This is a genomic window from Amycolatopsis sp. GA6-003 (genome assembly GCF_046267895.1).
Taxonomy (GTDB): Bacteria; Actinomycetota; Actinomycetes; order Mycobacteriales; family Pseudonocardiaceae; genus Amycolatopsis.
In genome coordinates, this window is the sequence record NZ_CP176499.1 from 2,635,279 (window position 1) to 2,660,429 (window position 25,151).

The 25,151-nt window shown below is 70.1% G+C and carries 24 protein-coding genes; 9 read left to right on the forward strand and 15 right to left on the reverse strand.

Annotated features, from left to right (window positions below; translation table 11 throughout):
• Positions 1 to 8: 8 nt before the first annotated feature.
• The 3 genes from F9C12_RS11345 (at position 9) to F9C12_RS11355 (ending at position 4,890) form a co-directional block, all read left to right on the forward strand.
• On the forward strand, positions 9 to 2,141 hold the full coding sequence (locus tag F9C12_RS11345; protein ID WP_409181938.1) for a dipeptide ABC transporter ATP-binding protein: 2,133 nt from the start codon (positions 9 to 11) through the stop codon (positions 2,139 to 2,141).
• A gap of 40 nt (positions 2,142 to 2,181) precedes the next feature.
• Entirely contained in the window at positions 2,182 to 3,873 is a 1,692-nt protein-coding gene (locus F9C12_RS11350; protein WP_409465833.1) for an ABC transporter family substrate-binding protein, read from the forward strand.
• 81 nt (positions 3,874 to 3,954) lie between these two features.
• Entirely contained in the window at positions 3,955 to 4,890 is a 936-nt protein-coding gene (locus F9C12_RS11355) for a DUF3592 domain-containing protein (RefSeq protein WP_409465834.1), read from the forward strand.
• On the opposite strand, the gene F9C12_RS11360 is transcribed toward F9C12_RS11355, so the two are convergent.
• The 4 genes from F9C12_RS11360 to F9C12_RS11375 are packed head-to-tail and all read right to left on the reverse strand — an operon-like array spanning position 4,882 to position 7,035.
• Positions 4,882 to 5,856 carry a phosphotransferase family protein gene (locus F9C12_RS11360; RefSeq protein WP_409465835.1) on the reverse strand — a complete coding sequence of 325 codons (975 nt, stop codon included), beginning with the start codon at positions 5,854 to 5,856 and terminating at the stop codon, positions 4,882 to 4,884. The two genes, F9C12_RS11355 and F9C12_RS11360, sit on opposite strands and share 9 nt — an antisense overlap.
• Before the next feature lie 21 nt (positions 5,857 to 5,877).
• Positions 5,878 to 6,255, reverse strand: a complete 378-nt coding sequence (locus tag F9C12_RS11365; RefSeq protein WP_409181942.1) for a hypothetical protein — start codon at positions 6,253 to 6,255, stop codon at positions 5,878 to 5,880.
• 10 nt (positions 6,256 to 6,265) lie between these two features.
• On the reverse strand, positions 6,266 to 6,469 hold the full coding sequence (locus F9C12_RS11370; RefSeq protein WP_409181943.1) for a hypothetical protein: 204 nt from the start codon (positions 6,467 to 6,469) through the stop codon (positions 6,266 to 6,268).
• Entirely contained in the window at positions 6,466 to 7,035 is a 570-nt protein-coding gene (locus F9C12_RS11375; protein WP_409465836.1) for a hypothetical protein, read from the reverse strand. Before F9C12_RS11375 ends, F9C12_RS11370 begins: the two co-directional genes overlap by 4 nt.
• Positions 7,036 to 7,159: 124 nt before the next feature.
• Between F9C12_RS11375 and F9C12_RS11380 the strand changes: the two genes are divergently transcribed.
• The 3 genes from F9C12_RS11380 to F9C12_RS11390 all read left to right on the forward strand — a co-directional run bounded on the left by F9C12_RS11380 (position 7,160) and on the right by F9C12_RS11390 (position 10,583).
• Positions 7,160 to 8,341 (forward strand): sensor histidine kinase, encoded by a 1,182-nt coding sequence (locus F9C12_RS11380; protein ID WP_409187052.1) that lies wholly within the window; start codon positions 7,160 to 7,162, stop codon positions 8,339 to 8,341.
• Positions 8,338 to 8,991: a response regulator gene (locus F9C12_RS11385; protein ID WP_409465837.1), complete on the forward strand. Its 654-nt coding sequence runs from the start codon at positions 8,338 to 8,340 to the stop codon at positions 8,989 to 8,991. Before F9C12_RS11380 ends, F9C12_RS11385 begins: the two co-directional genes overlap by 4 nt.
• A 158-nt stretch (positions 8,992 to 9,149) precedes the next feature.
• The gene (locus tag F9C12_RS11390) at positions 9,150 to 10,583 is read left to right on the forward strand and encodes an APC family permease (protein WP_409181946.1); all 1,434 of its coding nucleotides are present in this window, start codon (positions 9,150 to 9,152) and stop codon (positions 10,581 to 10,583) included.
• A gap of 2 nt (positions 10,584 to 10,585) precedes the next feature.
• Here F9C12_RS11390 and F9C12_RS11395 read toward each other — a convergent pair whose 3' ends face one another.
• Positions 10,586 to 11,206 carry an NAD(P)-dependent oxidoreductase gene (locus F9C12_RS11395; RefSeq protein WP_409465838.1) on the reverse strand — a complete coding sequence of 207 codons (621 nt, stop codon included), beginning with the start codon at positions 11,204 to 11,206 and terminating at the stop codon, positions 10,586 to 10,588.
• 83 nt (positions 11,207 to 11,289) lie between these two features.
• On the opposite strand from F9C12_RS11395, the gene F9C12_RS11400 reads away from it, so the two are divergent.
• Positions 11,290 to 11,679: a winged helix-turn-helix transcriptional regulator gene (locus tag F9C12_RS11400; RefSeq protein WP_409181948.1), complete on the forward strand. Its 390-nt coding sequence runs from the start codon at positions 11,290 to 11,292 to the stop codon at positions 11,677 to 11,679.
• On the opposite strand, the gene F9C12_RS11405 is transcribed toward F9C12_RS11400, so the two are convergent.
• From F9C12_RS11405 to F9C12_RS11415, 3 genes are all read right to left on the reverse strand, one after another.
• Positions 11,646 to 12,404, reverse strand: coding sequence for a DUF6885 family protein (locus F9C12_RS11405; RefSeq protein WP_409465839.1), 759 nt, complete (start codon positions 12,402 to 12,404; stop codon positions 11,646 to 11,648). The genes F9C12_RS11400 and F9C12_RS11405 overlap by 34 nt on opposite strands.
• Entirely contained in the window at positions 12,392 to 13,744 is a 1,353-nt protein-coding gene (locus F9C12_RS11410) for a glutamine synthetase (protein WP_409465840.1), read from the reverse strand. Before F9C12_RS11410 ends, F9C12_RS11405 begins: the two co-directional genes overlap by 13 nt.
• A 64-nt stretch (positions 13,745 to 13,808) precedes the next feature.
• Entirely contained in the window at positions 13,809 to 14,609 is an 801-nt protein-coding gene (locus F9C12_RS11415) for an EamA family transporter (RefSeq protein ID WP_409187053.1), read from the reverse strand.
• A gap of 341 nt (positions 14,610 to 14,950) precedes the next feature.
• Here F9C12_RS11415 and F9C12_RS11420 point away from each other — a divergent pair, with 341 nt between their 5' ends.
• Positions 14,951 to 15,130, forward strand: coding sequence for a hypothetical protein (locus F9C12_RS11420; RefSeq protein ID WP_037358805.1), 180 nt, complete (start codon positions 14,951 to 14,953; stop codon positions 15,128 to 15,130).
• Positions 15,131 to 15,731: 601 nt separating this feature from the next.
• Here F9C12_RS11420 and F9C12_RS11425 read toward each other — a convergent pair.
• The 5 genes from F9C12_RS11425 to F9C12_RS11445 all read right to left on the reverse strand — a co-directional run bounded on the left by F9C12_RS11425 (position 15,732) and on the right by F9C12_RS11445 (position 22,476).
• Positions 15,732 to 16,901, reverse strand: coding sequence for an ROK family protein (locus F9C12_RS11425; RefSeq protein WP_409465841.1), 1,170 nt, complete (start codon positions 16,899 to 16,901; stop codon positions 15,732 to 15,734).
• Positions 16,902 to 16,923: 22 nt separating this feature from the next.
• Entirely contained in the window at positions 16,924 to 18,357 is a 1,434-nt protein-coding gene (locus F9C12_RS11430; RefSeq protein ID WP_409181952.1) for a sugar ABC transporter permease, read from the reverse strand.
• 17 nt (positions 18,358 to 18,374) lie between these two features.
• Positions 18,375 to 19,148: an ATP-binding cassette domain-containing protein gene (locus F9C12_RS11435; RefSeq protein ID WP_409181953.1), complete on the reverse strand. Its 774-nt coding sequence runs from the start codon at positions 19,146 to 19,148 to the stop codon at positions 18,375 to 18,377.
• Positions 19,149 to 19,244: 96 nt separating this feature from the next.
• The gene (locus tag F9C12_RS11440) at positions 19,245 to 20,381 is read right to left on the reverse strand and encodes a sugar ABC transporter substrate-binding protein (protein ID WP_409181954.1); all 1,137 of its coding nucleotides are present in this window, start codon (positions 20,379 to 20,381) and stop codon (positions 19,245 to 19,247) included.
• 349 nt (positions 20,382 to 20,730) lie between these two features.
• On the reverse strand, positions 20,731 to 22,476 hold the full coding sequence (locus F9C12_RS11445; protein ID WP_409187054.1) for a DEAD/DEAH box helicase: 1,746 nt from the start codon (positions 22,474 to 22,476) through the stop codon (positions 20,731 to 20,733).
• A gap of 227 nt (positions 22,477 to 22,703) precedes the next feature.
• Between F9C12_RS11445 and F9C12_RS11450 the strand changes: the two genes are divergently transcribed.
• Positions 22,704 to 23,888: a YihY/virulence factor BrkB family protein gene (locus F9C12_RS11450; protein ID WP_409465842.1), complete on the forward strand. Its 1,185-nt coding sequence runs from the start codon at positions 22,704 to 22,706 to the stop codon at positions 23,886 to 23,888.
• A gap of 2 nt (positions 23,889 to 23,890) precedes the next feature.
• On the opposite strand, the gene F9C12_RS11455 is transcribed toward F9C12_RS11450, so the two are convergent.
• A complete protein-coding gene (locus tag F9C12_RS11455; protein WP_409465843.1) occupies positions 23,891 to 24,739 on the reverse strand; it encodes a hypothetical protein in 849 nt (282 codons plus the stop codon).
• 124 nt (positions 24,740 to 24,863) lie between these two features.
• Complete coding sequence (locus tag F9C12_RS11460; RefSeq protein WP_037358817.1) at positions 24,864 to 25,106, reverse strand: DUF3039 domain-containing protein; 243 nt, start codon at positions 25,104 to 25,106, stop codon at positions 24,864 to 24,866.
• Between the last annotated feature and the right edge of the window lie 45 nt (positions 25,107 to 25,151).

The window sequence follows — 25,151 nt, forward strand, 5'->3', positions numbered from 1 at the left end:
GAGGCGGAATGAGCAGCGCACTCGAGCTGACCGTGGACACTGAGAAGCCCACCGGAACCGTGCTCGAGGTCTCGAACCTCGAAGTGTCCTTCCCGTCCGAGTCCGGCCGCGTGCACGCGGTGCGCGGGCTGAGCTACCAGGTCGCCGCGGGCGAGGTGCTCGGCATCGTCGGCGAGTCCGGTTCCGGCAAGTCGGTTTCGTCGCTCGCGGTGATGGGGCTGCTGCCGCCGCAGGCGCGGGTTTCGGGCTCGATCCGGTTCCAGGACCGCGAACTGATCGGCAAGTCCGACACCGAGCTGTCGAAGATCCGCGGCAAGAAGATCTCGATGGTCTTCCAGGACCCGCTGTCGGCGCTGACCCCGGTGTACACCGTCGGGGCGCAGATCGCCGAAGCGCTGCTGGTGCACGGCAAGGGCACGATCACCAAGCAGCAGGCGAACAACCGCGCGGTCGAACTGCTCGACCTGGTCGGCATCCCGAACGCGGCGGCGCGGGCGAAGGCGTTCCCGCACGAGTTCTCCGGCGGCATGCGCCAGCGCGCGGTGATCGCGATCGCGATCGCCAACGACCCGGACCTGATCATCGCCGACGAGCCGACCACCGCGCTCGACGTGACGGTGCAGGCGCAGGTGCTGGAGGTGCTGAAGACCGCGCAGGAGGTCACCGGCGCCGGCATCGTGATCATCACGCACGATCTCGGCGTGGTCGCCGGGTTCGCCGACCGGCTGATGGTGATGTACGCCGGGCGCGCGGTCGAGCAGGGTCCGGTCGACACGATCTACGCCCAGCCGCGGATGCCGTACACGCTGGGCCTGCTCGGTTCGATCCCCCGCGTCGACGCGCGGGAGAAGCAGCCGCTGGTGCCGATCGAGGGTCAGCCGCCGTCGCTGGTGAACCTGCCGCAGGGCTGCCCGTTCGCGCCGCGCTGCCCGCTGGCGATCGACGCGTGCCGCACCGCCGAGCCGGAGCTGTTCACGATCACGCCGGGCAATCCGAACGCGCCGGTCGACACTACGCACCGGGCCGCCTGCATCCGCACCGAGGAACTCGGCCGTCCCGAAGCGGACGCCGCCGAGGTCTACGGCGCCGAGGTGATCGAGGAGGCCGCGGTCGCGTCCCTGCCGCGCACCCAGCGCTCGACCGTGCTGGACGTGCGGGACCTGCAGAAGCACTACGCGGTCAGCAAGGGCACCGTCTTCAAGCGCAAGGTCGGCACCGTGCGCGCGGTGGACGGGATCACCTTCGACATCGTCGAGGGCGAAACCCTCGGCCTGGTCGGCGAATCCGGCTGCGGCAAGTCGACCACGCTGATGGAGATCCTCGAACTGGCGGCCCCGTCGCACGGTTCGGTCGCGGTGCTCGGCAAGGACGTCGCGAAGCTCGCGGGCAAGGACCGCAAGGCGATCCGCCGCGACCTGCAGGTGGTCTTCCAGGACCCGATGGCCGCGCTCGACCCCCGGCTGCCGATCGGCGACATCATCGCCGAGCCGATGGTGACGCACGGGTTCTCGAAGGAGCGCATCGACCAGCGCGTGCCGGAACTGCTCGGACTGGTCGGCTTGCGCGCCGAGCACGCCGACCGCTACCCGGCGGAGTTCTCCGGCGGGCAGCGCCAGCGCATCGGCATCGCGCGGGCGCTCGCGCTGGAGCCGAAGCTGATCGTGCTCGACGAACCGGTGTCCGCGCTCGACGTGTCGATCCAGGCCGGCGTGATCAACCTGCTGGACGAGCTGAAGGCCAAGCTGGGCCTGTCGTACCTGTTCGTGGCGCACGACCTGTCGGTGGTCCGGCACATCGCCGACCGGGTGGCGGTGATGTACCTCGGCAAGATCGTGGAGATCGGCGACGTCCGCACGGTTTTCGAGGCGCCGCAGCATCCGTACACGCAGGCGCTGCTGTCCGCGATCCCGATCCCGGACCCGGCCAAGGAACGCGAGCGCGGCCGGATCATCCTCACCGGGGACCTGCCCAGCCCGGCGAACCCGCCGTCGGGCTGCCGGTTCCGGACCCGCTGTTTCGTTTTCTCGCAACTGTCCGAAGAGGACAAGCGCAAGTGCGTCGACGTCGAACCTCCGCGCGAATCCCGCGCGCAGGACCACGACGTGGCGTGCCACTACGCCAAAACCCGCGAAGTCGTGTAGCCACGATCCGTTGGCACACCAGAAGAAGGAAGGTAAACACATGCGACGGAGAATGGCCGCGATCGTGGCCCCCGTTGCCGCTCTGGGGCTCCTGCTCGCCGCCTGCGGCGGCGGCAGCGGCGGCGGCGACAAGAACCTGCAGGACACCGGCTCGTCCGCCGTCAAGACCGCGGACATCAACGAGCAGCCGCTGGACAAGCTGAAGGACGGCGGCGACTTCAAGTGGCCGGTCGACCAGCTGCCGGACAACTGGAACTACTACCAGGTCGACGGCACCGTCCTGGACGGCGCGAGCATGTTCGGCGCGATCCTGCCCTACCCGTTCCCGCAGAACGCGGACGCGACGGTCGGCATCGACAAGAACTACCTGACCTCGGCCGAGATCGTCAGCCAGGACCCGCAGGTCATCGAGTACAAGATCAACCCGAAGGCCAAGTGGAGCAACGGGCGCCAGTTCTCCTGGGAGGACTTCGCCGCCATGGCGAAGGCGCTGACCGGCAAGGACACCGCCTACCAGGTCTCCAGCACCACCGGCTACGAGGACATCGCCAAGGTCGAGAAGGGCGCTGACGACCTCGACGTCAAGGTCACCTTCGCGAAGAAGTTCGCGGAGTGGAAGTCGCTGTTCTCGCCGCTGTACCCGAAGGAGGCGATGGCCGACGCCAACACCTTCAACAAGGGCTGGGCGCAGAAGGCGCAGATCACCGCGGGTCCGTTCAAGATCAAGAGCGTGGACTACACCGCCAAGACCGCGGTGTTCGAGCGCGACCCGAGCTGGTGGGGCGACAAGCCGAAGCTGGACACCGTGACCTACAAGGTCGTGGACCGGCCGGCGCTGGCGGACGCGTTCGCCAACGGGCAGATCGACTTCTACCCGCTGAACAACGACATCAACGCGTTCAAGCGGGCCCAGGCGGACCCGAACGCGGTCGTGCGCCAGTCGGCCTACCCCGACTACACGCACATGACGCTCAACGGCGCCCCGTCCTCGATCCTCGCGGACAAGGACCTGCGGCTGGCGGTCATGCGCGGCGTCGACACGGTGACCATCGCGAAGTCGATCCTCGGCCAGATGCAGAAGGACACCACGCCGATCGGCAACCACCTGTTCCTCAAGGGCTCCAAGACCTACGAGGACAACAGCGGCCCGTACAAGTTCGACCAGAACGCGGCCAAGGCGGAGCTGGACAAGCTGGGCTGGAAGCAGTCCGGCGACCTGCGCGCCAAGGACGGCAAGCAGCTCAAGCTGCGCCTGGTGATCCCGACCGGCACCCCGATCAGCCAGCAGACCGCGCAGATCCTGCAGTCGCAGCTGAAGGCGATCGGCGTCGGCATCGACATCGTGGCCGTCCCGTCGACCGAGTTCTTCAAGAACTACGTGAACGTCGGCAACTTCGACCTCACGCTGTTCCGCTGGATCTCGAACTCGTTCCCGATCGGCGGCAGCAAGGGCATCTACTACCTCGACCCGAAGAACGTCAACCAGAACTACGGCCGGATCGGCAGCGACAAGGAAAACCAGCTGCTCGACGCCGCCGCGCAGGAACTGGACGACACGAAGCGGGCCGCGGACATCAACGCCGCGGACAAGGAGATCTGGGCGCTGGGCCACCAGCTTCCGATCTTCCAGTCGGTCGGCGCGTTCGCCGTGCGCAAGACGGTCGGCAACTTCGGTTCGCCGGGCTACGCGAACAACCCGTACGACTACCCGAAGATCGGGTTCGTGAAGTAATCCTCCCCTAGCGGGAATCGAAGGAGCGGCGCGGACTCCCGCGCCGCTCCTTCCTTTTTTTGGACGGTTAAGGTGAGCCTTGTGCGGAATTTCCTGCGGTCGCGGCCGGTGCGGCACATCCTGGTGACGAGTGCGGTCGTGTTCGTCGCGTGCGCCGTGGTGTTCGTGGTGCAGCTGCTGGAGTTCAACAGCACCCGGCCAAGGCTGCAGGGACTCACCGCAACCGCGACCGGCATCGTGTCGCGAGTCGACGACGCCACCGTCACGGTGCGGTTCCCGGTGCCGAACCAGCCGGAAGCGAGCGCGGCGGTCGAGCTGGACACCACTCCCCCGCGGCTGGGCGCGAAGGTTCCGGTGCGGTACGACCCGTCAGCGCCTTCGCGGGCAGTCACGGCCGGTGCTTCGGCCCTGGTGACCGCTGACCGCGCCTCGACGTACGCGACGGTCACGGTGGTCGCGGTCGTCGCGATGCTCGCGGTGGACGGATTCCTGCTTTTCACGCGTTTTGTGCAGCCCTCGCGGCGCAAGGCGGGTGCTTCGGTGCCGGTGCGCCGGATCAAGGTGCAGCGCGGCCTGCTGACCCGGTCCTGGCTGGAGACCGACACCGCGACGCCGCGGTGGATCCCGGTGTACTTCTCGCCGACGCTGATCGGCCTGCCGTCGCCCTCGCGGGTCGAGGTGCTGGGCGACCTGCGCACGGACCGTCACGTCGCCCTGCGGATCGAGGACGAGGTGCTGTATCCGGCGGGCTCGGTGCGCACTGGCGAGCCTCGCGGCCGTCGCCTGGACAACCCTTCCGAACCGGACGAGGAACGCGCGCTCGCCGCGGCCACGCCGGTAGGGCTCGCGCGGCAGTTCCGGGTCGATCTGCCGGTGCTGGCGGTCGCGCCGGTGGTGGGGGCGTTTTGGGCGCTGGTCGACGGCAGCGGGTTCGCGGGCTGGCTGACGGTCAGCGTGCTGATCGCGACGTTCGGCTTCTGGTGGGCCGCGCTGCGCGGCTCGGATCCGTCACTCTGACTCCAGCGCCGCCAGGATCTCGGCCAGCTCCGGATACGACTCCTCGACCTTCCCCTCCTTGCCGAGCCGGTACCGCTCCAGCCGGACCGCGCCGACGTGGCGGGCTTCGTAGTACAACGCGCGCCGCCGCGCCGACGGAGACTCGTCCGGCCGCCCGTAGGTGTCCCAGAACCAATCCCGTTTCGAGCCCGTTTTCACCGACGCCATGCGGATCGTCCAGTCCGCCGCCGGGTCGCCCCACCAGCTGCGGTCGTGGTCGAACACCCCGACGATCTCCAGCGCCGGGGTCAGCATCACGTTCACGTGCCACAGATCCCCGTGCAGCAGGCGCGGTTCGGTGATCTCGTCGAGCAGCGCGGCGTCGCGCTTCGCCCAGGCGGCCACCGCGCGCAGGTCGGACCCGTCGAGGCCGAGGTCTTCGACGTCCGCGGCGTTGTCCTCGAAGTACGCGACCAGCGCTTCGCTCCAGGTCGCGAAATGCGGTCCGGCGACGAGGCCGAACCCGGGCCCGCGCACGTCGTGGATCGCGCGGGTGATTTCGCCGAGCTGGCGGAAGTACGGCGCCCGGTCCTCCGGCTCGAAGCCGGAGAGGATTTCCGGGCCCGGCTCTCCGGGGAGAACGGCCTGCAGCACGTAATCGCGGCCGATGACCTGGTGGGTGAAGTCGGCGGCGAGCGTGCGCGGCAGCAACGGCGAAATCGGCGCGAAGTACGGCGCGGCAAGGTATTCGTTGCGCATGAACTGGTGCTCGATCCGGGTCTGCCGCGCCGGTTCCGGGGCGACGCGCAGGATCGCCGGACCGTCAGCCAGCTCCACCCGGTAGGTGTTGTTGTAGCCGCCCCAGCCGATTTCGGCCGCGGACCGCACGCCGGAGCCGAGCGCGCGGCGGCACAGCAGCTCGATCTGGTCGGCGGTGAGAGGTTGCTGGAACGCGTCCGCGGGCCGGTCTTTCGGCTGGAAGTCCACCCGGGCATCCTGCCACTCCGCTCAGGACAGCACGAATCCTTTACGGCTCAGCGAATCCTCGATCCGCAGCCGTTCGAGATCCCGGTCGGCACCCTCGCGCAATCCGTCGAGCCGGTGCTCGACGCCGATCTCGCGGCAGGCGGTGACGAGCAGTTCGTCGTACGCCTGCCGGGTGCCGAACCGGCGCGCGGCCGGCGTTCCGGCGGGAAGTTCCGCGAGCGTCCGGCGTACCCGGCGCAGATCGGCGGCCACCTGCTCCACCGGCGGTTCGGACGGCACTGGAGCCGCGCGGCGCCGACGCAGCCAGCGGCAGAGCGCCGGAACTCGGAGGGCAGCCCAGAACAACGCCGAGGGCGCCACGCTGACCACGGCGAACAGCAGTACCGGACCGGCCGCCATGCTCCCGAGTTTAGCCGCGGCGGCTTTTGCGCGCCCGGTTCGCGAACAGCACCGCCACGCCCGCCCCGAGCAGTACGACGCTGGCGATGACGTGCAGGTTCGGCGGCAGCACGTGCAGCTGGACGAACCAGCTCGGGTGCCCCGCCCCGGCCAGGCGGTTGATCAGCCCGCCCGCGCCCTGCACCACCAGGAGAATCCCGAACAGCTCGATCACCGCGACGCCTCCTTTTTCGACGCGGAGGAGCCGAAGATCTCCTGCCACAGCGGCCCGAAGACGAACCACAGGCCGGCGACCGTGCCCAGCCTCGGCAGCCAGCCCCACAGCGGCTCGACGCGGCCCGGATCGCCGACCACCACGATCGCGAGCAGCAGCAGTCCGGCGCTGATCGCGGACGCCAGCACGCATTTGCCCCATTCGCGCCATTCCTTGCGGGCCTTGGCGCGGCCGGTCGGCTTCTCCGGCCGCGGTCCTCCGGCGAACCGGTGCGCGAACCGGACGTCGGCCCACTCCACCATCGAGGGCCCGAACACCACCGAGAAGCCCAGGTACACCGCGGCCAGCCCGTGCGTCACGTTCGGCTTCGCGCCGTTCATCAGGTCGATCACGGTGATCACCAGCAGCGCCAGGTCGACCACCGGAACCAGCGCCAGCAGCACGGTGCTGGCCTTCTGCTTGCGCAGCGCGTACCGGGCCAGCAGCCCGGCCGCGATGAAGACCCAGAACCCGATCTCGCACGCCACGATGGCGATGGTCATCGGACTGGCCAGAATCTCGTCCATGGCTCCACTGTGGCGGGTGCGGACGTCAGCGCGCGTCAGCGGACGGCACGATCGGGGGGTCATCATTTCGTAGGACGACCGGGACGCCGCGGTGTGCTGTCATGGTCGGGTGCGCCTGCGAGACCTGCGCTCGGCCCTCCCCCGGCCGCGCGAACTGCCGCCGTGGCAGCAGAACGGCCTCATCGCGCTCGCGGTGTTCGCCGGCGGCACGATGCTGTACTTCACCGACAGCCACCGCCTGCTGCCGAACGGCGACCCCTTCCCGCTCTGGATCCGGTTCGCCGAACTCGGCGCGATCTGTCTCGCCACGTTTCTGCGCCGGAAAGTGCCGTGGGGACTGCTCATCGCCACCGGGATCGTCGGCGTCGACGTCGTGCTGGGCCTCTCGCTGCCGATCGCCATCGCGTACACGGACTTCCTGTACTCCGCGATGCTGTACGGCTCCCGCTGGACGACCCGGGTGCTGGTCGGGCTGACCGCGACGGTCACGCTCACCGTGCTGTTCGTGTTCCTGGCCGTCGCGGGCTGGCGGGCGGCGGCGCTGGGCGCGTTCAGCATGCTGTCGTTCCTGCTGGTCCCGGTGTGGTGGGGGGCGAACGTGCGCCAGCAGAGCGACATCGCGGCGTCCGAACGCGCCAACGCCGAGCAGCTCGCTACGATCGCCGCGCTGGACCGGCGGGCGGCGGTGGCGGCCGAACGCGCGCGGATGGCCCGCGACCTGCACGACGTCGTCGCCGGGCACCTGTCCGCGATCGCCATCCAGTCGGAGGCGGCACTGTCCATGGCGGACGATCCGAAGACCGCGCAGACCGTGCTCGTCGCGGTGCGCGAGAACAGCGTGCGCGCGCTGGAGGAAATGCGCGCGATGATCGGCCTGCTGCGTTCGGAATCCGCGGAGGACGAGGTGACCGCTCCGGCCCGGCTGGCCGAGCTGACCCGGCTGGTGGAATCGGCGCGGGCGGCGGGCATGACGGTGACCGTGGATTCCACTGTGGACGAAGAACTCGCGCTGCCGACGGCGGTCGACCTCACCGCGTACCGGATCGCGCAGGAATCGTTGACGAACGCGGTGAAACACGCGCCGGGCGGCCGGGTGACCGTGCGGCTGCGCGCGGCCGACGGCACGCTGAGCGTCGAAATCGGCAACGACCTGCTCGGCGCGCCGACCCAGTCCGACAGCGGCGGGCACGGTTTGCTGAGCATGCGCGAGCGCGCGCACGCCGTCGGCGGCACCCTGCGAGCGGGTCCGTCCGGGCCGCGCTGGCTTGTCCACGCCGAACTTCCCCTCGCCGGAGAGCCGTCATGACCATCCGAGTCCTCGTCGCCGACGACCACGGCGCCATCCGCGCCGGGCTCGCGCTCATCCTCGGCAACGCCGAAGGCATCGAGGTGGTCGGCGAAGCCGCCGACGGCGAGGTCGCGCTGCGCCAGGCCCGCGCGCTGCGGCCGGACGTCGTCCTGATGGACGTCCGGATGCCCGGCACCGACGGGATCACCGCGACCCGCCAGCTCATCGCCGAGGGGCTCGCCGAGGTCCTGGTCCTCACCACCTTCGACCTCGACGAGTACGTGCACGCCGCACTGCGCGCCGGAGCCGCCGGATTCCTGCTGAAGTCGGTGGAGGCCCCGCGCCTGATCGAGGCCGTCCGTCTGGTCGCGGCGGGAGAGGGAGTACTCGCGCCACAGGTCACGAAACGGCTGATCACCGCCTTCGCCAACACCCCGGCCGGACCGTCGCCCACGCCGGCCGGACTCGCGGACCTCACCGAACGCGAACGCGAGGTACTGGGCTGCCTGGGCGCGGGCCTGTCGAACGCCGAGATCGGGGCCCGGCTGTACATCGGCGAGGCGACGGTGAAAACGCACGTTTCCCGGGTGCTGGCCAAGCTCGGCCTGCGGTCGCGAGTGCAGGCCGCGATCCTCGCCCAGGACCACGGCATCGAGCCACCCGGTTAGCCGATTTGCGCATCCGCGCACGACCTTCCCACCGTCCCCGACCGACCAGGAAAACCCGCGCCTCCCGCGGCCAAGCCACGATCCCCGCCGAGACCACGGCACCGGCCCACCCGGTTAGCCGATCTGCGCATCCGCGCGCGACCTTCTAACGTTCCCCCATGGGCGAGCGGAGAACTCTCGACGTCGACGAAGTCCTCAAGCGGCAGGAATCCGGCGAGCTGAAGCGGCGGCTCAGGGGGCGCGACCTGATCGGGTTCGGCGTCGGCATCATCATCGGCACCGGCATTTTCACCCTCGCCGGGGTGGAGGCGAAGACGCACGCCGGGCCGTCGGTCACGCTCTCGTTCGTGATCGGCGCGGTGGTCGCCGGGCTCGCCGCGCTGTGTTATGCCGAACTCGCGTCCAGCGTGCCGACCGCGGGCAGCGCGTACACCTACGCCTTCGCCACCCTTGGCGAGGTTTTCGCCTGGATCATCGGCTGGGACCTGCTGCTGGAGTTCGCGCTCGGCGCGGCCGTGGTGTCGCGCAGCTGGTCCGGCTATCTCGCGAATCTGCTCGGCCTGTCGCCGGAGTGGTTCGGCGAGAACGCGACGGTCAACGTCGGCGCGGTGCTGATCATCGCGGTCCTGACGGTGGTGGCCGTGGTCGGTATCAAGGAGTCCTCGTGGCTCACGAATCTGCTGGTGCTCGTCAAGGTCGCCGTCTGCGTGCTCATCCTCGCCGTCGGCGTGTTCTTCGTGAAGGGCTCGAACCTCACCCCGTTCGTCCCTCCCGCGCAGCCGCCGTCGAGCAGCGCCAACGCGTTGCACCAGCCAGTGGTCCAGGCCGTGCTCGGGCTCGAGCAGTCGGTGTACGGCATCGCCGGCATGGTCACCGCCGCGGCCGTCGTGTTCTTCGCCTACACCGGGTTCGAAGCGCTCGCCAACCTCGGCGAGGAGACCATCAACCCGCGCAAGGACCTCCGCGTCGGCATCCTCGGCGCGCTGGCCGTGTGCGCGGTCCTCTACATCGGCGTGTCGATCGTGCTCACCGGCATGGTGCACTACTCCGACATCGACTCCGGCGCACCGCTCGCGGACGCGTTCGACCGGGTCGGCCAGCACTGGGTCGGCGCGCTGATCTCGCTGGGCGCGGTCACCGGGCTGACGTCGGTGATGATGGTCGAACTGGTCACGATCGGCCGGATCGGCTTCGCGATGGGCCGCGACGGCCTGCTGCCCAAGGCCATCGGCACGGCGCACCCGCGCTGGGGCACGCCGCACCGGATGACCATCGGCGGGGCCGCGCTGATCGCCGTGCTGGCGGCGTTCGTGCCGATCTCGGCGCTGGCCGACATGGTCAGCATCGGCGCGCTGTCGGCGATGATCATCGTCGCGGTCGCGGTGCCGGTGCTGCGCAAACGCCGCCCGGACCTGAAGCGGCCGTTCACCGTGCCGTTCTCGCCGGTGCTGCCGATCGTCGCCGCGGTGGCGTGCTTCTACCTGATGCTGAACCTCGACGTGATGACCTGGCTCCGGTTCGCCGCGTGGCTCGTGCTCGGCCTGCTGATCTACTTCTTCTACGGCCGCAAGCACTCCCGCTTCGCGAAGTAGGTTCAGGCCACCGCGAGGTGGACGCGGTGGTGCCGCGGGTTCTCGATCTCGTCGAGCAGGGCCACAGCGAAATCGGCGTACGAGATCTTGCGCGCGAGGTCGCCGTGCTCGCCGATTTCGTAGCGACCGGTGCGCTCGCCGTCGTGGTCGAAGTCGCCGGCCGGGCTGACGTACACCCAGTCCAGCCCGGCGCCCTCGGTGCGCAACACCTCGAGCCCCGCCGCGTGGGCCAGGCAGAACGGGCGGAACTCGGCCGGAATCGAGTCCAGCACCGAGGTTCCGTCGGCGGCCGGCAGCAGCGCGGACAGCCCGACCGCGACCAGCCGGTCCACTCCCGCCCGCGCCAGGCCGGTGACGAGAGCGCGGGCGGCACCGGTGAAGAACGCCTCCGGATCGGTGCCCTCCCCGTAAACCGCGGCCGCGTTGACGGCCGCGTCGTGTCCGGCGGCGAGGGCGGCGACCTCGGCCGCGCTGGTGACGTCGCCGGCGACTGCGTCCGCCAAGTCCTGGTAGCGGGCGGGATCGCGGACCACCGCGGTGACGTCGTGCCCGCGCCGCCGGGCCTCCGCGACCGCCTGCCTCCCGGCCCGGCCGCCCGCCCCGAAAATGACGATCTTGCTCATCGTGGGAATACCTCCTGGGGTGTCGATGCTCTGGAAGGTAGCCAGGGGGCCGGTTCCCTCCGGGATACTGAGAGGAGTCCGCGATGACCGTTCGGCAGCCATTGCCTCCCGACCTGTTCGAGGAGCTGTGCCCGTCCTCGCTGGTGCCGTTCCGGTTCGGGGACAAGTGGTCCGCCCTGGTGCTCCACTGCCTGGCAGACGGACCGCGCCGGTTCTCCGAACTGCGGGTGCCGCTGCCCCGCGTCACGCCGAAGGTGCTGACCCAGACTTTGCGCGGTCTCGAACGCTCAGGGCTGGTGTCCCGGACGGCGCACGAGGATCCCGCGTTGGGGGTGGAGTACGCGCTGACGCCGCTCGGCCGCAGCCTGCTGGAGCCGATGCAGGTCGTCTACGACTGGGTCGCCGAGCACTGGGACGAACTGCTGGACGCGCAAGAGCGCTACGACGCACCGCAGCTGCGCAACCCGGCGTAGGAAACCGCCTGCGCCAACGCTTCCTCGTACCGGGCGTCCGCCACCAGCAGCACCGATTCCAGTCCCGCCGCGACCCACTCCACCGGCTGGTCGTGCACGCCTTCGTCGCCCAGCTCGCGGTAAGTGTCCACAACGGACAACAGCGTTCCCTCCGCGCCCAGCCGCACACCGGCGAGCAGCACGTGGTGCGGCGCGGGCGGCCGCCACCGGTTCGTCCACAGTGGAGGGATGCCGGTGTCGAGGTAGTCCTGCAGCGCGCGTTCCGGCGTGTCCGGCGAGCCCAGTTCCGCCGGATCGACCCGCGCCAGCACCGCCACTCGCGGTAATTCCCACAGGCCCAGCAGCAGATCCGAAACCGTCGAAGTGCTCCACTCCCCCAACGCCGGGACCACCGCCAGCTTCTCCTGCGACAGCGTCCGGATCGCCTCAGCCAACCCTTCCAAAGACGTGCCCGCGGCCGTCTCGTCGAACGGGATCGGAAGGCGGAAGTCGTTGCGGGACAACGCACCTGCCGGAAGAACGGCCGGCGCGCGCACGGTCCCGGCGGCGATCGCGACCTCGTCCTGGTCCGGCACCGCGACGTCCGCCGCGCGCAACGTCACGAGCCCGGCGAAGGCCGCCGCCAAGCCGTCCTTTTGCGGCAGTTCCGCCCGGGCTTCGGCGACCAGGCGCGCACCGCCGGGAAGCCAATGGACGTCGGAAAGCCCCGTGTTCAGTACCGCCACAGATGCGCCGCCACGATCTCCTCAGGCGCCCGGTCGGCGGCCCACGCCGCGTCCGAGGCGCGCACCGCGCGGAACGCGCCGAGCAGCTCGTCCCCCAGCACCCCGGACACGCGCGGATTCGCCAGCAGCGCAGTGTCCTGTTCGGACGGACTCGCCGGAAGCGGCAGCACGCCCGCGGTGTTCCGTTCCCCTTCGCTCCAGCCGCCCGGGTCGTCCGCGATCGGCTCCGGCAGGATCGCGCTGTCCTCGATCCCGGCCATCCCGGCGGCGAACACCACGGCCAGCGCGAGATACGGATTGGCCGACGCGTCCGACGTTTTCAGCTCGACATTCGCGTGCTCCGCCCCGAGCAACGCCGTGCCCGGGACGTACCGCAGCGGCGCTTCTCGGTTCTCCACGCCCCAAAACGCATACGCACCAGCGAAAAACCCCGGCCGCAACCGCATCGTCGAGGGGACGCTCGGCGCCGTGACCGCCGTCAGCGCGGGCAAATCCCGCAACAACCCGCCGACGTAGGCCGCGCCTTCGCCTTCCGGCACGCCGTCGCCGGTCAGCAGGTTCCGGCCCTTGCGCCGGACGGAAGTGTGCAGATGCCAGCCGTTCCCGGCGGCCCCGAGCCCGATCATCGGCGCGAAACTCGCCACGAGCCCGTGTGCGTGCGCGGCCGCGTGAATGGTCTGGCGGGCCAGCAGCTGATCGTCGGCCGCGGACACCGGATCGGTGGCGGCGAGCGACAATTCCAGCTGTGCCACGCCGTATTCCGCGTGCAACTGGCCGATCTGCAGGCCGTTCGCGGCGAAATCGTGCAGCAGTGCGGCTACGAACTCGTCCAGGCCGATCAGCGCGTGCGGGCTGTAGGCGGGCCCGCGGTGTCCCGGCGCGGACACGACGTCCTGGCTGCCCGCCGGCGCGACGGAGAACTCCAGCTCGTACCCGGCCCGGAATTCGAGTCCGCGCCGCGCCGCCTCGGCGACCTGGCGCTCCAGCACGGAACGCTGGCAGTACGGCCACGGCGAACCGTCCGCGGCGAGCTGCCGCACCGGAGCCCAGGCGAGCGCGGGCTGCCCGGAGAGCCGGCGGAGCCGTTCCACGACCGGCACGAGCCGGATGTCGCCGGACGGGGTGCCGAGGCCGGAATGGGCGTAGGTGATGGCGTCGTGGCTGTCGAAGACCGCGAACAGCGAGGTGGCGCCGACGCCGCGGACCGCCGCGTCGGCCAGCCCGCCGACCGGGACCACGCGCGAACGCGGGATGCCGTTGTTGTCCGCCCAGGCCAGGTGGACGCCGCCGACCCCCGCCGCAGCCAGGTCCTTCGCCGCCGCCGACGCCGCCTTGGTCATGGCAACCTCCTCGGGCTCGGGATCAGTATCGCGGGCCCGGGCCGCCCCGGCCATCCGCGAGGATTCACCCGGGCGGCTCAGCGACCGGCCCGGCGTCGTCCCGGCTGCGCAACGCCACTCCCGCGACGACGGCGAGCGTCCCCAGCGCCTCGACGACGCTCGGCACCTGCGCGAGCACCAGGAACCCGACGACGCCCGCCGTCACCGGCAGCAACGCCAGCAGGACGGCGAACCGAGCCTGGCCGAGCCGGCGCAGGACCACTTGGTCGAGCGCGTACGGCACGACGGTCGACAGCACGCCGACGCCGATCCCGAGCAGCAGCATGCGTGGCGAAGCCCACACTTCGCCGGTGCCCCATGCGAGCGGCGACAGCACGACGGTCGCCACCACGAACCCGACCGCCAGCGAATCCAGCCCGTCCCCGCCGATCGCGACCCGCTTGCCGAGCACGATGTACCCAGCCCAAGCAGCCGCCGCGGCCAGCGCGAACACGACGCCGAGCGGACTGCCCGCGATCCGCACGTCCGCGATCGCGACCACGCCGAGCGCCACCAGGACCAGCGCGAGGAAATCGCGCCGGGTCCGCGACCCGATCGCCGCCACGACGACCGGCCCGGCGAACTCCAGCGCGACGACCGTGCCCAGCGGAAGCCGCGCGATGGCCTCGTAAAAGACCACGTTCATCCCCGCGGTGACGACCCCGAAAGCCCCCGCGAGCAGCAACCGCTTGCCCCGCCAGGCGGCCTTCGGCGGCCGCCGCCACAACAGCAGCACGACGGCCGCCCCGAGACAGCGCAGCCACGCGACCCCAGAGGGCGTGGCGTGCCCGAAGAGGTCGACCGCGATGGCCGCACCGGCATACAGAGAAATTCCGCTGAGAACGAACAAGACCGGTGCCGGAATCGCGTTCACGCGTTTCCAGGAGAGTGCGATGCCCACTCCCAAATGGTGCCTGACCACGGAAAACGCCCGGCATCGGGTGGTCTGGTCCTACGGAGTGGAACATCGTTGCGGCAACCGGGCTAATTCGGCGTGACGCACCTCCCACCGGCGCGGGAACACTTGCGGGCCGCCAAACGTCTGCAAGAGTGGAAGCACGAACACCGCGGAGCCGGAAGCGATCCCCGCCGAAGGCATCGAGACCGAAGTGGGCGTAGCTGGATCGAGGCACCGGGCGACCGGTGCCGGGACGGAGGGAGACCCCCATGACAACACCGACGCTCACCCGCCCCGAATTGACCGCAGCCGACCGATGCGACCGGTGCGGCGCAGCAGCACAGGTACGCGCTGTCCTCAGCTCCGGAGGCGAGCTGCTCTTCTGCGGGCACCACGCCCGCGAGCACGAGGCCAAGCTCAAGGAACTGGCCGCGGAGATCCAGAAGTAACTTCGCTCACCAAGACAGTTCCCGGAGGCGGCAGGCGCACGCGCTTGCCGCCTCCGGCTTTTTCCGGACGAGGTCGTTCAGGCTGGCGGTTGGGTGCTGCCTCGGTGTCTTCCGGCTTGTCTCTTGACGTGCTGGCCCAGGCGCCCGGTGCGCTTGGCCCCGCGCTGGCCCTCCCGACACCCGCCAAGCCAGCACTGACCGGCATCCCACGGCCTTCCGGGCACGTGCTCCGCGCCCCCTCGGGCGAACAAGCCGCTTTCCCCAAAAGTCCGTGATGGGCTTCCTATGGGAAGAGAATCCCCTCAGAGCCAAGACCGAAGCTCCACAGCTCCCGCCCTAACGGACTTCACGACGCCACCGCCCCTGGTTGGGGCGCAAGCCCCAACCCAAAAACCGCCACCGATGCACCCAACGAGCGAGGCACCCACCCCTCCCCCCGCCCCCGATACGAAGCCTCCCTGCGGTTCGGGGGTGCTTGTCAAGGCATCTTTCCCGCCTTGACAAGCACCCCCGAACCGTCAGCACAATCAAACTTCGGGGGCCCCACGCAACCCACCAAGGCGCAATGTCGCCCGCCAGGGCGACGAGCCGCCCCCTCAACTCACACCCTGTCCAAAACCACCTCAAAAGCCACCTCAGCAGCCCCCAGCAGCTTCACATCCGCCCCCAACGCCGAACTGACGATCCGAGTCCCCCCCACCGCCCGCGAAACCAGACTCCGCCGCCGAACCTCCTCCGCGACCGCCCGCATCACCGACTCCGGCAGCACCGTCAGCAAATCCCCCAGCACCACCAACTCAGGCCCCAGCAGATTGACCACGTTGACCAGCCCCAACGTGAGCCACTCCGCATACTCCCCCAGCCGGGAAGCGGCCGCGGCGGCATCCAGCCCCAGCTCCCGCAGCTCAACGAGGATCACCCCCCGAGGCGTGTCCTCCGGCAACCCCAGGGCCCGGCACAGCGCCGCCTCGCCGATTTCGGTCTCCCAGCACCCGCGGCTCCCGCAGTAACAGCCCCGCCCGCCAGGCCGGATCGCCATATGCCCGATCTCGCCGACGTACCCGGAGCCCCCGCGCAGCGAAGACCCCTGCGAAATCACCCCGCCGCCGACGCCGACATCCGCGGACACGTACACCGAGTCCGAGGACCCCCGGGCCGCCCCGCGCAGATGCTCCGCGACCGCGCCCAGCTCGGCGTCGTTGCCCACCAGCACCGGAATCCGCAGCACCGCCGACAGCCGGTCGCCGAGAGCCACGTCGGTCCAGCGCAGGTTGGGCGCCTCGTGCACCAGGCCGTCGGCCCGCCGCACCACGCCGGGCACCGACACCCCGACCGCCACCGGTTCCACGCCGAGGTCGGCGGCCAGCACCCGGGTCGATTCGATGACGTGGGTGATGACCTCGTCCGCGGTCCGCGTCCGGGCGTGCAGGTTCCAGCTGTTGCGGCCGAGGATCTGCCCGCCGAGCCCGACCAGCGCGATCGCCACGTGTTCGACCTGCAGGTCGACCGCGAGCACGACCGCGGCGTGCGGCTGCGGCAGGACCAGGAGCGAGGGGCGGCCCGCCCCTCGTCCCGGCCTCGGCACTTTCTCCTCGACCACGCCGGCCTCGGCGAGGCCGTCGACGAGGGTCTTGATGGTGCTCCGGTTGAGCCCCAGCTCGGTGGCCAGGGCAGCCCGAGTGCTGGGCCCGCCGACGTGCAGCAGGCGCAGCAGAGTCGTGCGGTTGTGCCGGCGCACCTCGTCCGGGCGGGCGACGGGCGGGCTGCTCACCGCGTCATCTTCCCATCAGCCCTCAGCGGGCCGACGCCTCAGCCCGCCGTCGCGACAACGCGTCCACCGAAGCGGCCAGCAGCAGCACCAGGCCGGTGATGATGTTGACCACCGCGGCCTTCTGCTGGAGCAGGCCCAGACCGTTGTTGACGATCGCCAGCACCGCGCCGCCGATCACCGCGTCCATGATCCGGCCCTTGCCGCCGAACAGCGAGGTGCCGCCGATGACCGCCGCGCCGACCGCGAACAGCAGCGTGTTCAGGCCGCCGGACTGGCCGCTGACCGAGCCGACCTTCGACGAGTACACGATCGCGCCGATCGCCGCGAACGACGAGCTGATCACGAACACGCTGGTGCGCAGCTTCGGCACGTTGATGCCGGCCCGGCGCGCGGCCTCCTTGTTGCCGCCCACCGCGTACAGGTGCCGGCCGTACTTGGTGCGGTTGAGCACGTACGTGCCCGCCACCAGCAGGACCAGCACGATCGGCACCACGTACGGCACGCCCGCGATCACGACGAGGTCGTTCGACGCCCGGTTGATGGTGAGCAGGTAGGTCGCGACCGCCGCGATGACCGCGATGGTGCCGACTTTCGCCAGCACGATCGGCGTCGGCTGCACGACCAGCCCGCGCTTCAGCCGCGAGAAGTGCTGTCCGAGCGCGAGCACCGCGTATCCGCCCGCCGCGACCGCGAACAGCACCCAGCTGCCGACGACCGAGAGGTTGCCGTTGGCGACCGCGTTGAGCGTGTCGCTCGTGCTGATCGGCAGCGTGCCGCCTTCGCCGACGAACTGCAGGATCACGCCCTGCCACACGATGAACAGCGCCAGCGTGACGACGAAGGACGGCATCCCGATCTTCGACACCAGGAAACCGGTGATGCAGCCGATCGCGGTGCCGGTGCAGATCGCGATGACGATTTCGACCCACGCGTTGACCGGCGCGCCGATCAGGATCACCACGATGCCGACCAGCGAAACCGCCGCCCCGGCCCAGATTTTCTGCAGCAGCGCCAGCACCACCGCGAGCACGAGCACCGCGATGAACGTGATGAACACGCCGGTTCCCATGGAGCCCAGCAGGTTTCCGTTGCGCACGTAATGCAGCGCCATCAGCGAGGCGCAGACGCCGGAAGCGGTGCCCGCGGACAGGTCGATCTCGCCCAGCAGCAGCACGAACACGATGCCCATCGCGATGATGGTCTGGCCCGCGCCCTGCTCCAGCAGGTTGGCGATGTTCGCCAGGGTGAAGAAGTCGCCGGACAGCGCGCTGAACAACACGGCGAGCACGATCACGCCGAGCACGGCGGGAATCGAGCCGAGCTGCCCGTCCTTCATCCGCGCGAAGTAGTCCCTGATCGCCTCGCCGGTGGACAGCGAGGTGGTGTCGATGCCGAAGTCGGCGATCGCCCCGGCGGGCGCGTCCGGCGTCTGCGGCTTCTCGGAAGTTTCGGTCATGGCGGGTTCTTTCTCGCTCACAGCGCGACAGCTTCGGGACGGGCCAGGCCGAGATCGCCCGACCGGCCCGCGGTGATGAGTTCGACGACCTGGCTGTGCGTGACGTCGCCGGTCTGGACCTCCGCGACCAGCCGGCCGAGGTACAGCACCGCGATCCGGTCCGCGACCTCGAACACGTCGGCCATGTTGTGGCTGATCAGCACGACGCCGAGGCCCTGTTCGGCCAGCCGGCGCACCAGGTCGAGCACCTGCTTGGTCTGCGCGACGCCGAGCGCGGCGGTCGGCTCGTCGAGGATGACGACTTTGCTGTTCCACAGCACCGATTTCGCGATCGCGACCGTCTGGCGCTGCCCGCCGGACAGCGAGGAAACCGGCGTGCGGACCGATTTCACCGTGCGCACGCCCAGCGACGCCAGCGTTTCGCGCGCGGCCTTCTCCATGCTGGCCTCGTCGAGCAGCCAGCTGCTGCCGCGCTCGCGGCCGAGGAACATGTTCTGCACGATGTCGAGGTTGTCGGCGAGCGCGAGGTCCTGGTACACGACCTCGATGCCGAGCCCGGCGGCGTCCTTGGGGCCGCGGATGTGCGCGTCCGCGCCGTTGAACCGCACGGAACCGGTGTCGTACGGGTGGATGCCCGCGATGCATTTGACCAAAGTGGACTTGCCGGCCCCGTTGTCGCCGACGAGCGCGGTCACTTCGCCCGCCCGCACGGCGAAGTCCACGTCGTGCAGGACGTGGACCGGGCCGAAGCTCTTGTTCAGGCCGGTGATGTCGAGAATGGGCTCGCTCATGGGATTCGCTTGTCTCTCGCGTGGGTGCCGGGCCGGAACGCGTGTCGGGGGAACGCGTCCCGGCCCGGCTGCTCTTGGCGGGGAGTGGCTACGGCGTCAGGAGATGCCGTTTTCGGCGCACTTGGCGGCGAGGTCGCCGGTGCAGATGTCGGACGCCTTGACGTAGCCCTGCTGGACGACGGTCTTGATGTCCTTGATCGTGATCAGCTGCGGCTGCAGCAGGACCGACTTCAGGTCGCGGTTGTTCTTCGGGTCGTGCAGCTTGCCGGTGGCGATCGCGTCCGCGGCGGCCTTGTCGTTCTTGGCCAGCGCGGCGGCGAGCTTCGCGGTGTTCTCCGCCTCTTCCTTGATCGGCTTGAAGATCGTCAGCGTCTGGTCGCCGCGCAGGATCGCCTGCAGGCCGGCCGCGGTCGAGTCCTGGCCGGTGACCGGGACCTTCCCGTTGAGCCCGTTCTTCTTCAGCACGGTGATCACCGCGCCGGCCAGTTCGTCGTTCGCCGCGACGACGCCGTCGACCTTGCCGTTGACGCGGGTGAAGATCTGCTCGAAGGTCGTGCCGCCGACCTGGGCGTCCCAGTTGTCGATCGGCTGCTTCTGCACGAGGTTCAGCGCCTTCGAGTCGTACAGCGGCTTGAGCACCTTGTCGTGGCCGTTGCCGAAGAGCGTCGCGTTGTTGTCCGTCGGCGCGCCCTCGATCTGGACGACGTTGGCTCCCGGCTTGCTCTTCAGCGCGTCGGCCAGGCCCTGCGCCTGGATCTCGCCGACCTTCTCGTTGTCGAACGAGACGTAGTAGTCGGCCGAACCGCCGAGGCTCGGGCGGTCGTAGTCGATGACCGGGATGCCCGCGTTCTTGGCCTTGGCCTCGATCGCCGCGCCGACCGCCGGGTCGGACGGGGCGATGATCAGCACCTTGACGCCCGAGCTGATGAAGCCGTCGGCGAGGGTGGAGAACTTCTGGTTGTCGCCCTGTGCGTTCTGGATGTCGGCGCTGAAGCCCTGCGCGGAGAGCGCGGCCTGCAGCATCGGCTTGTCGAAGGCTTCCCAGCGGGCCGACGTGGCGGTCTCCGGCAGGATCACGCCGACCTTGCCGCTGGCGCCGCCGCCCGCCGGGGCGGACGCGGAGCTCTTGCTGTCCCCCGAGCTCCCGGAGCCCGCGCTGTTGGCGCCGCACGCCGAAAGCGCCAGGCCGGCGCTCACCGTCGCGGCGAGGAGGGTAAGGGTTCTGGTGCGCATCCTCGTTCCTTCTCCGATCATGCTCGCGGGGTGATCGGGAGGGGTCCCCGTGCACCGTCGCAGATATGTTGTGGCCGACAACATATGCCGCGCGGCGGCTCTGCGGAAGATGGCGGGATCGAGTAACCGAAACCAAATGGACACGGTTCGGCAACGCAGGCCTCATCCGCGCGGTGCGCTGACTGAGTGATCCCTGCCACGCACCGAAAGTAACGAGAAGTTGTCCGGTCTTGTCCGGTCGTGAGGGCAGGCGTGCCCGTTCAGGCGCCCGGATCGAACCGGACGAACCGATCTACCAGGAAAAGGGGCGCACGGACCCGCCGTGCGCCCCGTCGCTCGGGCCGAAGGACTACCAGGAGCGCAGCGTGACGATGCGTTCCTCGAGCTGCTCCACCGTCGCCATCGCGGTGGGCGGGCCGCCGCACTGGCGGCGCAGTTCGTTGTGGATCGCGCCGTGCGGTTTCTTCGTGCGGTGGTGGTACACGCCGACCAGCGCGTTGAGTTCCTTGCGCAGCGCGCCGAGCCGTTCGGTCACCGACTGCGGCCGGGGCGCCGGCGCGGCCTGCTCCTCGGCCTTGGGCTTGCGCTTCTTCTCGTCGGAGATCTGCTCTTCCTGCCGCTTGCGCAGCAGCGCGCGGACCTGGTCCGGCTCCAGCAGGCCGGGGAGGCCGAGGTACTCCTGCTCCTCGTCGGAACCGGAGAAGACCGCGGTGCCGAACGAGTTGCCGTCGTAGATGACCTGGTCGAGCTCGGCCGAGGCGTGCAGCGAGGTGAACGCCTTCTCCTCCTCGCCCGGTTCGTCCTCGGTGCGGTTGGCCTGGGCGAGCAGTTCGTCGTCCCAGCCTTCCTTCTCCCGGTGCGGTTTGCCGAGCACGTGGTCGCGCTGCGCTTCCAGCTCGCTGGCCAGCTCCAGCAGCACCGGGACGCTCGGCAGGAAGATGCTCGCCGTCTCGCCCTTTTTCCGGGCCCGCACGTAGCGGCCGATGGCCTGTGCGAAGAACAGCGGGGTGGACGCGCTGGTCGCGTACACGCCGACGGCCAGCCGCGGCACGTCGACGCCCTCGGACACCATCCGGACCGCGACGATCCAGCGTTCCTTGGTCTCGGAGAACTCCTTGATCCGCCCGGACGCCTTCGGGTCGTCCGAAAGCACCAGCGTCGGCGTTTCGCCGCAGATCCGCTCGAGGATCTTGGCGTAGGCGCGCGCGGTTTCCTGGTCGGTGGCGATCACCAGGCCGCCCGCGTCCGGGATGCCCTGGCGGACCTGGCTGAGCCGGGTGTCGGCGGCCTGCAGCACCGCCGGGATCCACTCGCCCGCCGGGTCGAGCGCGGTGCGCCAGGCGCGCGCGTTCTGCTCCGCGGTGAGCGGCTCGCCCAGCCGCGCGGTGAACTCCTCGCCCGCGCTGGTGCGCCACGACGCCTCGCCGGAGTAGGCGAGGAAGACGACCGGCCGGACCACGCCGTCGGCGAGCGCGTCGGAGTAGCCGTAGGAGTGGTCGGCCTTGCTGCGCTGGAACCCGCCGGCGTCCGGTTCGTAGGTGACGAACGGGATGGCCGAGTCGTCGCTGCGGAACGGGGTGCCGGTGAGCGCCAGCCGGCGCACCGCCGGGGTGAACGCCTCGCGCGTCGCGTCGCCCCAGGACTTCGCGTCGCCCGCGTGGTGGATCTCGTCGAGGATCACCAGGGTCTTGCGGTTCTCCGTGCGCACCCGGTGCAGCGTGGGGTGCGCGGCGACCTGCGCGTAGGTGACCGCGACCCCGCGGTAGTCCGACGACGTGACACCGGTGGTGTTGCGGAAGTTCGAGTCGATCGGGATGCCCGCCGCCGCGGCCGAGGCCGCCCACTGGTGCTTCAGGTGCTCGGTCGGGGTGACGATCGTGACCGCCTCGACGGTGCGGTCCGACAGCAGTTCGGCGGCGATCCGGAGGCCGAAGACGGTCTTGCCCGCGCCCGGCGTCGCGACCGCGAGGAAGTCCTTCGGCTTGCTCGACAGGTACTTCGTGAGCGCTCGGCGCTGCCAGGCGCGCAGCGGGCGCGCGGTGGAGTCCGTCGCTGCGGGCGGCGCCCCGAGGACCGGCTGGGTCGTCTCGGACAAAACTCGGTTCACCCCCTCCTCGGGCCGCTCGGCGCGGCCGTGACGTGCGAAAACCCCCACTGTGGCACCGGCTTCGCCGCCGGGCGCCGCGATGAGGGCACGTCGGCCAGCTTACCTTCCGAGTCCCCCGGCGCCCGCCACCGCCACGGGTGGTGTCCTCCGACACGCCCCGTCTCGGCGGGGGTGACGAGCCGAAACCGCGCGCATGGACCATGCTGGGACCCACCATGGGCGAGGTGACACCGGACGCTGGCGAGGCAGCGCCGAACGGCGAGGCGACGCCGAAGAAGAGCGTGCCGGAGAAGACCGTGCGCAGGGGGCCGTGGCGGCTGCTGACCCGCACGCTCGCGAAAGCGTGGGACGGCAACATCTTCTCCGAGGCCGCCGAGGCGGCGTTCTGGCAGACGCTGTCGCTCCCGCCGCTGCTGCTCGGGCTGCTGGGCAGCGTCGGCTTCATCGGCGAGTGGTTCGGCCAGAACGTGGTCACCGCGGTGCACGACCGGATCATCACCTTCAGCCACACCGTTTTCAGCGCGAACGCGGTGCAGGAGATCATCGAGCCGACGGTGAACAGCATCCTCACCGTCGGCAAGGGCGAGATCGTGTCCGTGGGCTTCGTGATCTCGCTGTGGGCGGGTTCGTCGGCGATGTCGTCGTTCGTCGACGCGATCACCGTCGCGCACGACCAGTACGGCGTCCGCAACGAGGTGTGGCAGCGGATTTTCGCGCTGCTGCTGTACCTGGGCGCGCTGATCGGGCTCGTGGTCGGGCTGCCGCTGCTGGCGATCGGGCCGGACCTGCTGCCGGAGTTCTTCCCGGTCGACTGGCGGCCGACGGTCTCGTCCTGGGTCGGCACGCTCTACTACCCGGTGCTGGGCGTGATGATCGCGCTCGCGCTGACGACGCTGTACAAGCTCGCGCTGCCGCGCCGGCTGCCGTGGCACCGCGGCCTGCCGGGCGCGATGCTGGCCGGCGTGGTGTTCCTGGTGTCGAGCATCGGGCTGCGGATCTACCTGAACTGGATCACCAAAACCGGCTACACCTACGGCGCGCTGGCCGCGCCGATCGCGTTCCTGCTGCTGATGTTCTTCATCGGCCTCGCGGTGGTCGGCGGCGCGTACTTCAACAGCGCGATCCAAGAGCTGTGGCCGGCCAAGGCGACCCGGCGGCAGCGGCGCAAGTGGCGGCGGCTGGAGATGGAACGCGCGAACGAACGGATGCGGGCCGAGGAGGGCCGCCGCCTGTGGGACCGCACGACGCTGCCATTGCGGCGGCCGAAGCGGCATCCTGAGGACGAGGAGCCCAGCGGCGCCGAAGCGAACCACACCGACTCGGAGACCGTGCAGCTCGCCCGGCCCGACGAGCCTTCGCCCGGCCCGGAACCGCGCCAGCGCCGACCGCAGCAGGGCTGACGTCAGCCCTGCCGGAACCGCCACGTCTTGCTGTCGAAAGCGATGCAGACGCTCGGCGACATCACCACCACCCGCAGGGTCCCGTCGCGCTCGTCGAAGTCGATGCCCTCGACCTCGAAGGTGCCGCTGCAGCCGCTTCGCAGCGGAAGCTGGCCGAGCGAGGTGACGTGCCCGGTGACGTCGGAGCCGGAGACCGCGCCGGAGAGATCGACCTGCAGCAAGGGTTTGGCGGCACCGAAGAGGCTGCCGTCCGGGTCGTCGGACGAGCACATCAGCCGGGTGGCGGAGACGAAATCGCAGCCCTGGACGTCGCGCACCTGGTGGTCGAGCCGGATCGCCGACGCGTACGGCAGGTTCTGGCCGGGATCAGCGGCCGCGACGCCGGGCATCGGGTAGACGAGCAGGCGGTCCATCGTGCCCCACTCGCCGGAGACGAGCCAGCGCGCGTCGGGCGACACCGCGGCGAACGAATTGTTGTTGGCCTCCCACGATTCCAGCGCGTGCTGGTAGTCGGCGCGGGAGCCGTCCGGGGCCTCGACGCGGAAGAGTTTCGCGCCGCGGTCGTCGCGCTGGTAGGGCTCGACGTACCAGCCCTTCGCGGACCCGGGGTCGCCGATGTGGTTCCAGCCCTTCGCGGCCAGACCCGGATCGACGGTGCCGATGCCGGTGTAGCGGATGCTGGCGCCGGACGGGCGCTCGACGGTGGCGAGGCCCTGGCTCTCGTCGAGCGGACGGGCCCGGTCCGAGCCGACGGTGGTCCACCCGGTCACCGCGTCCGCGGCGCCCGCCGCGACGGCGCTGAAGGCGGACAGGAGGACGACGAGGGAAAGCACGATCCCGGTTGCGCGCATGCGGGGACACTCCTGCGGGGAGGCGACTGGCCGGACTGCAGGTCTACCAGTTCCTCCCCGGGTGCACAGCCACCGAGTGAAGGATTTTCACCTTTGTTCCCGCGCACCGGGACGCGCGGGAACCTCAGTCGTCGCCGCCGGGACGCAGGCCGTCGTAGATCTTCTTGCACTTGGGGCAGACCGGGGACCCCGGCTTGGGCGACTTCGTGACCGGGAAGACCTCGCCGCAGAGCGCCACGACGTGCGTGCCCATGACCGCGCTTTCGGCGATCTTGTTCTTGCGCACGTAGTGGAACATCTTCGGCGAGTCGTCGTCGGTCGACTCGGTGCTGTCGGTCTCCGGCTTGGTCAGCGTTTCGGTGCTCACGTCACCATCATGCCTCAGCACCGCACCCGCGGTCATGCCCGGCTA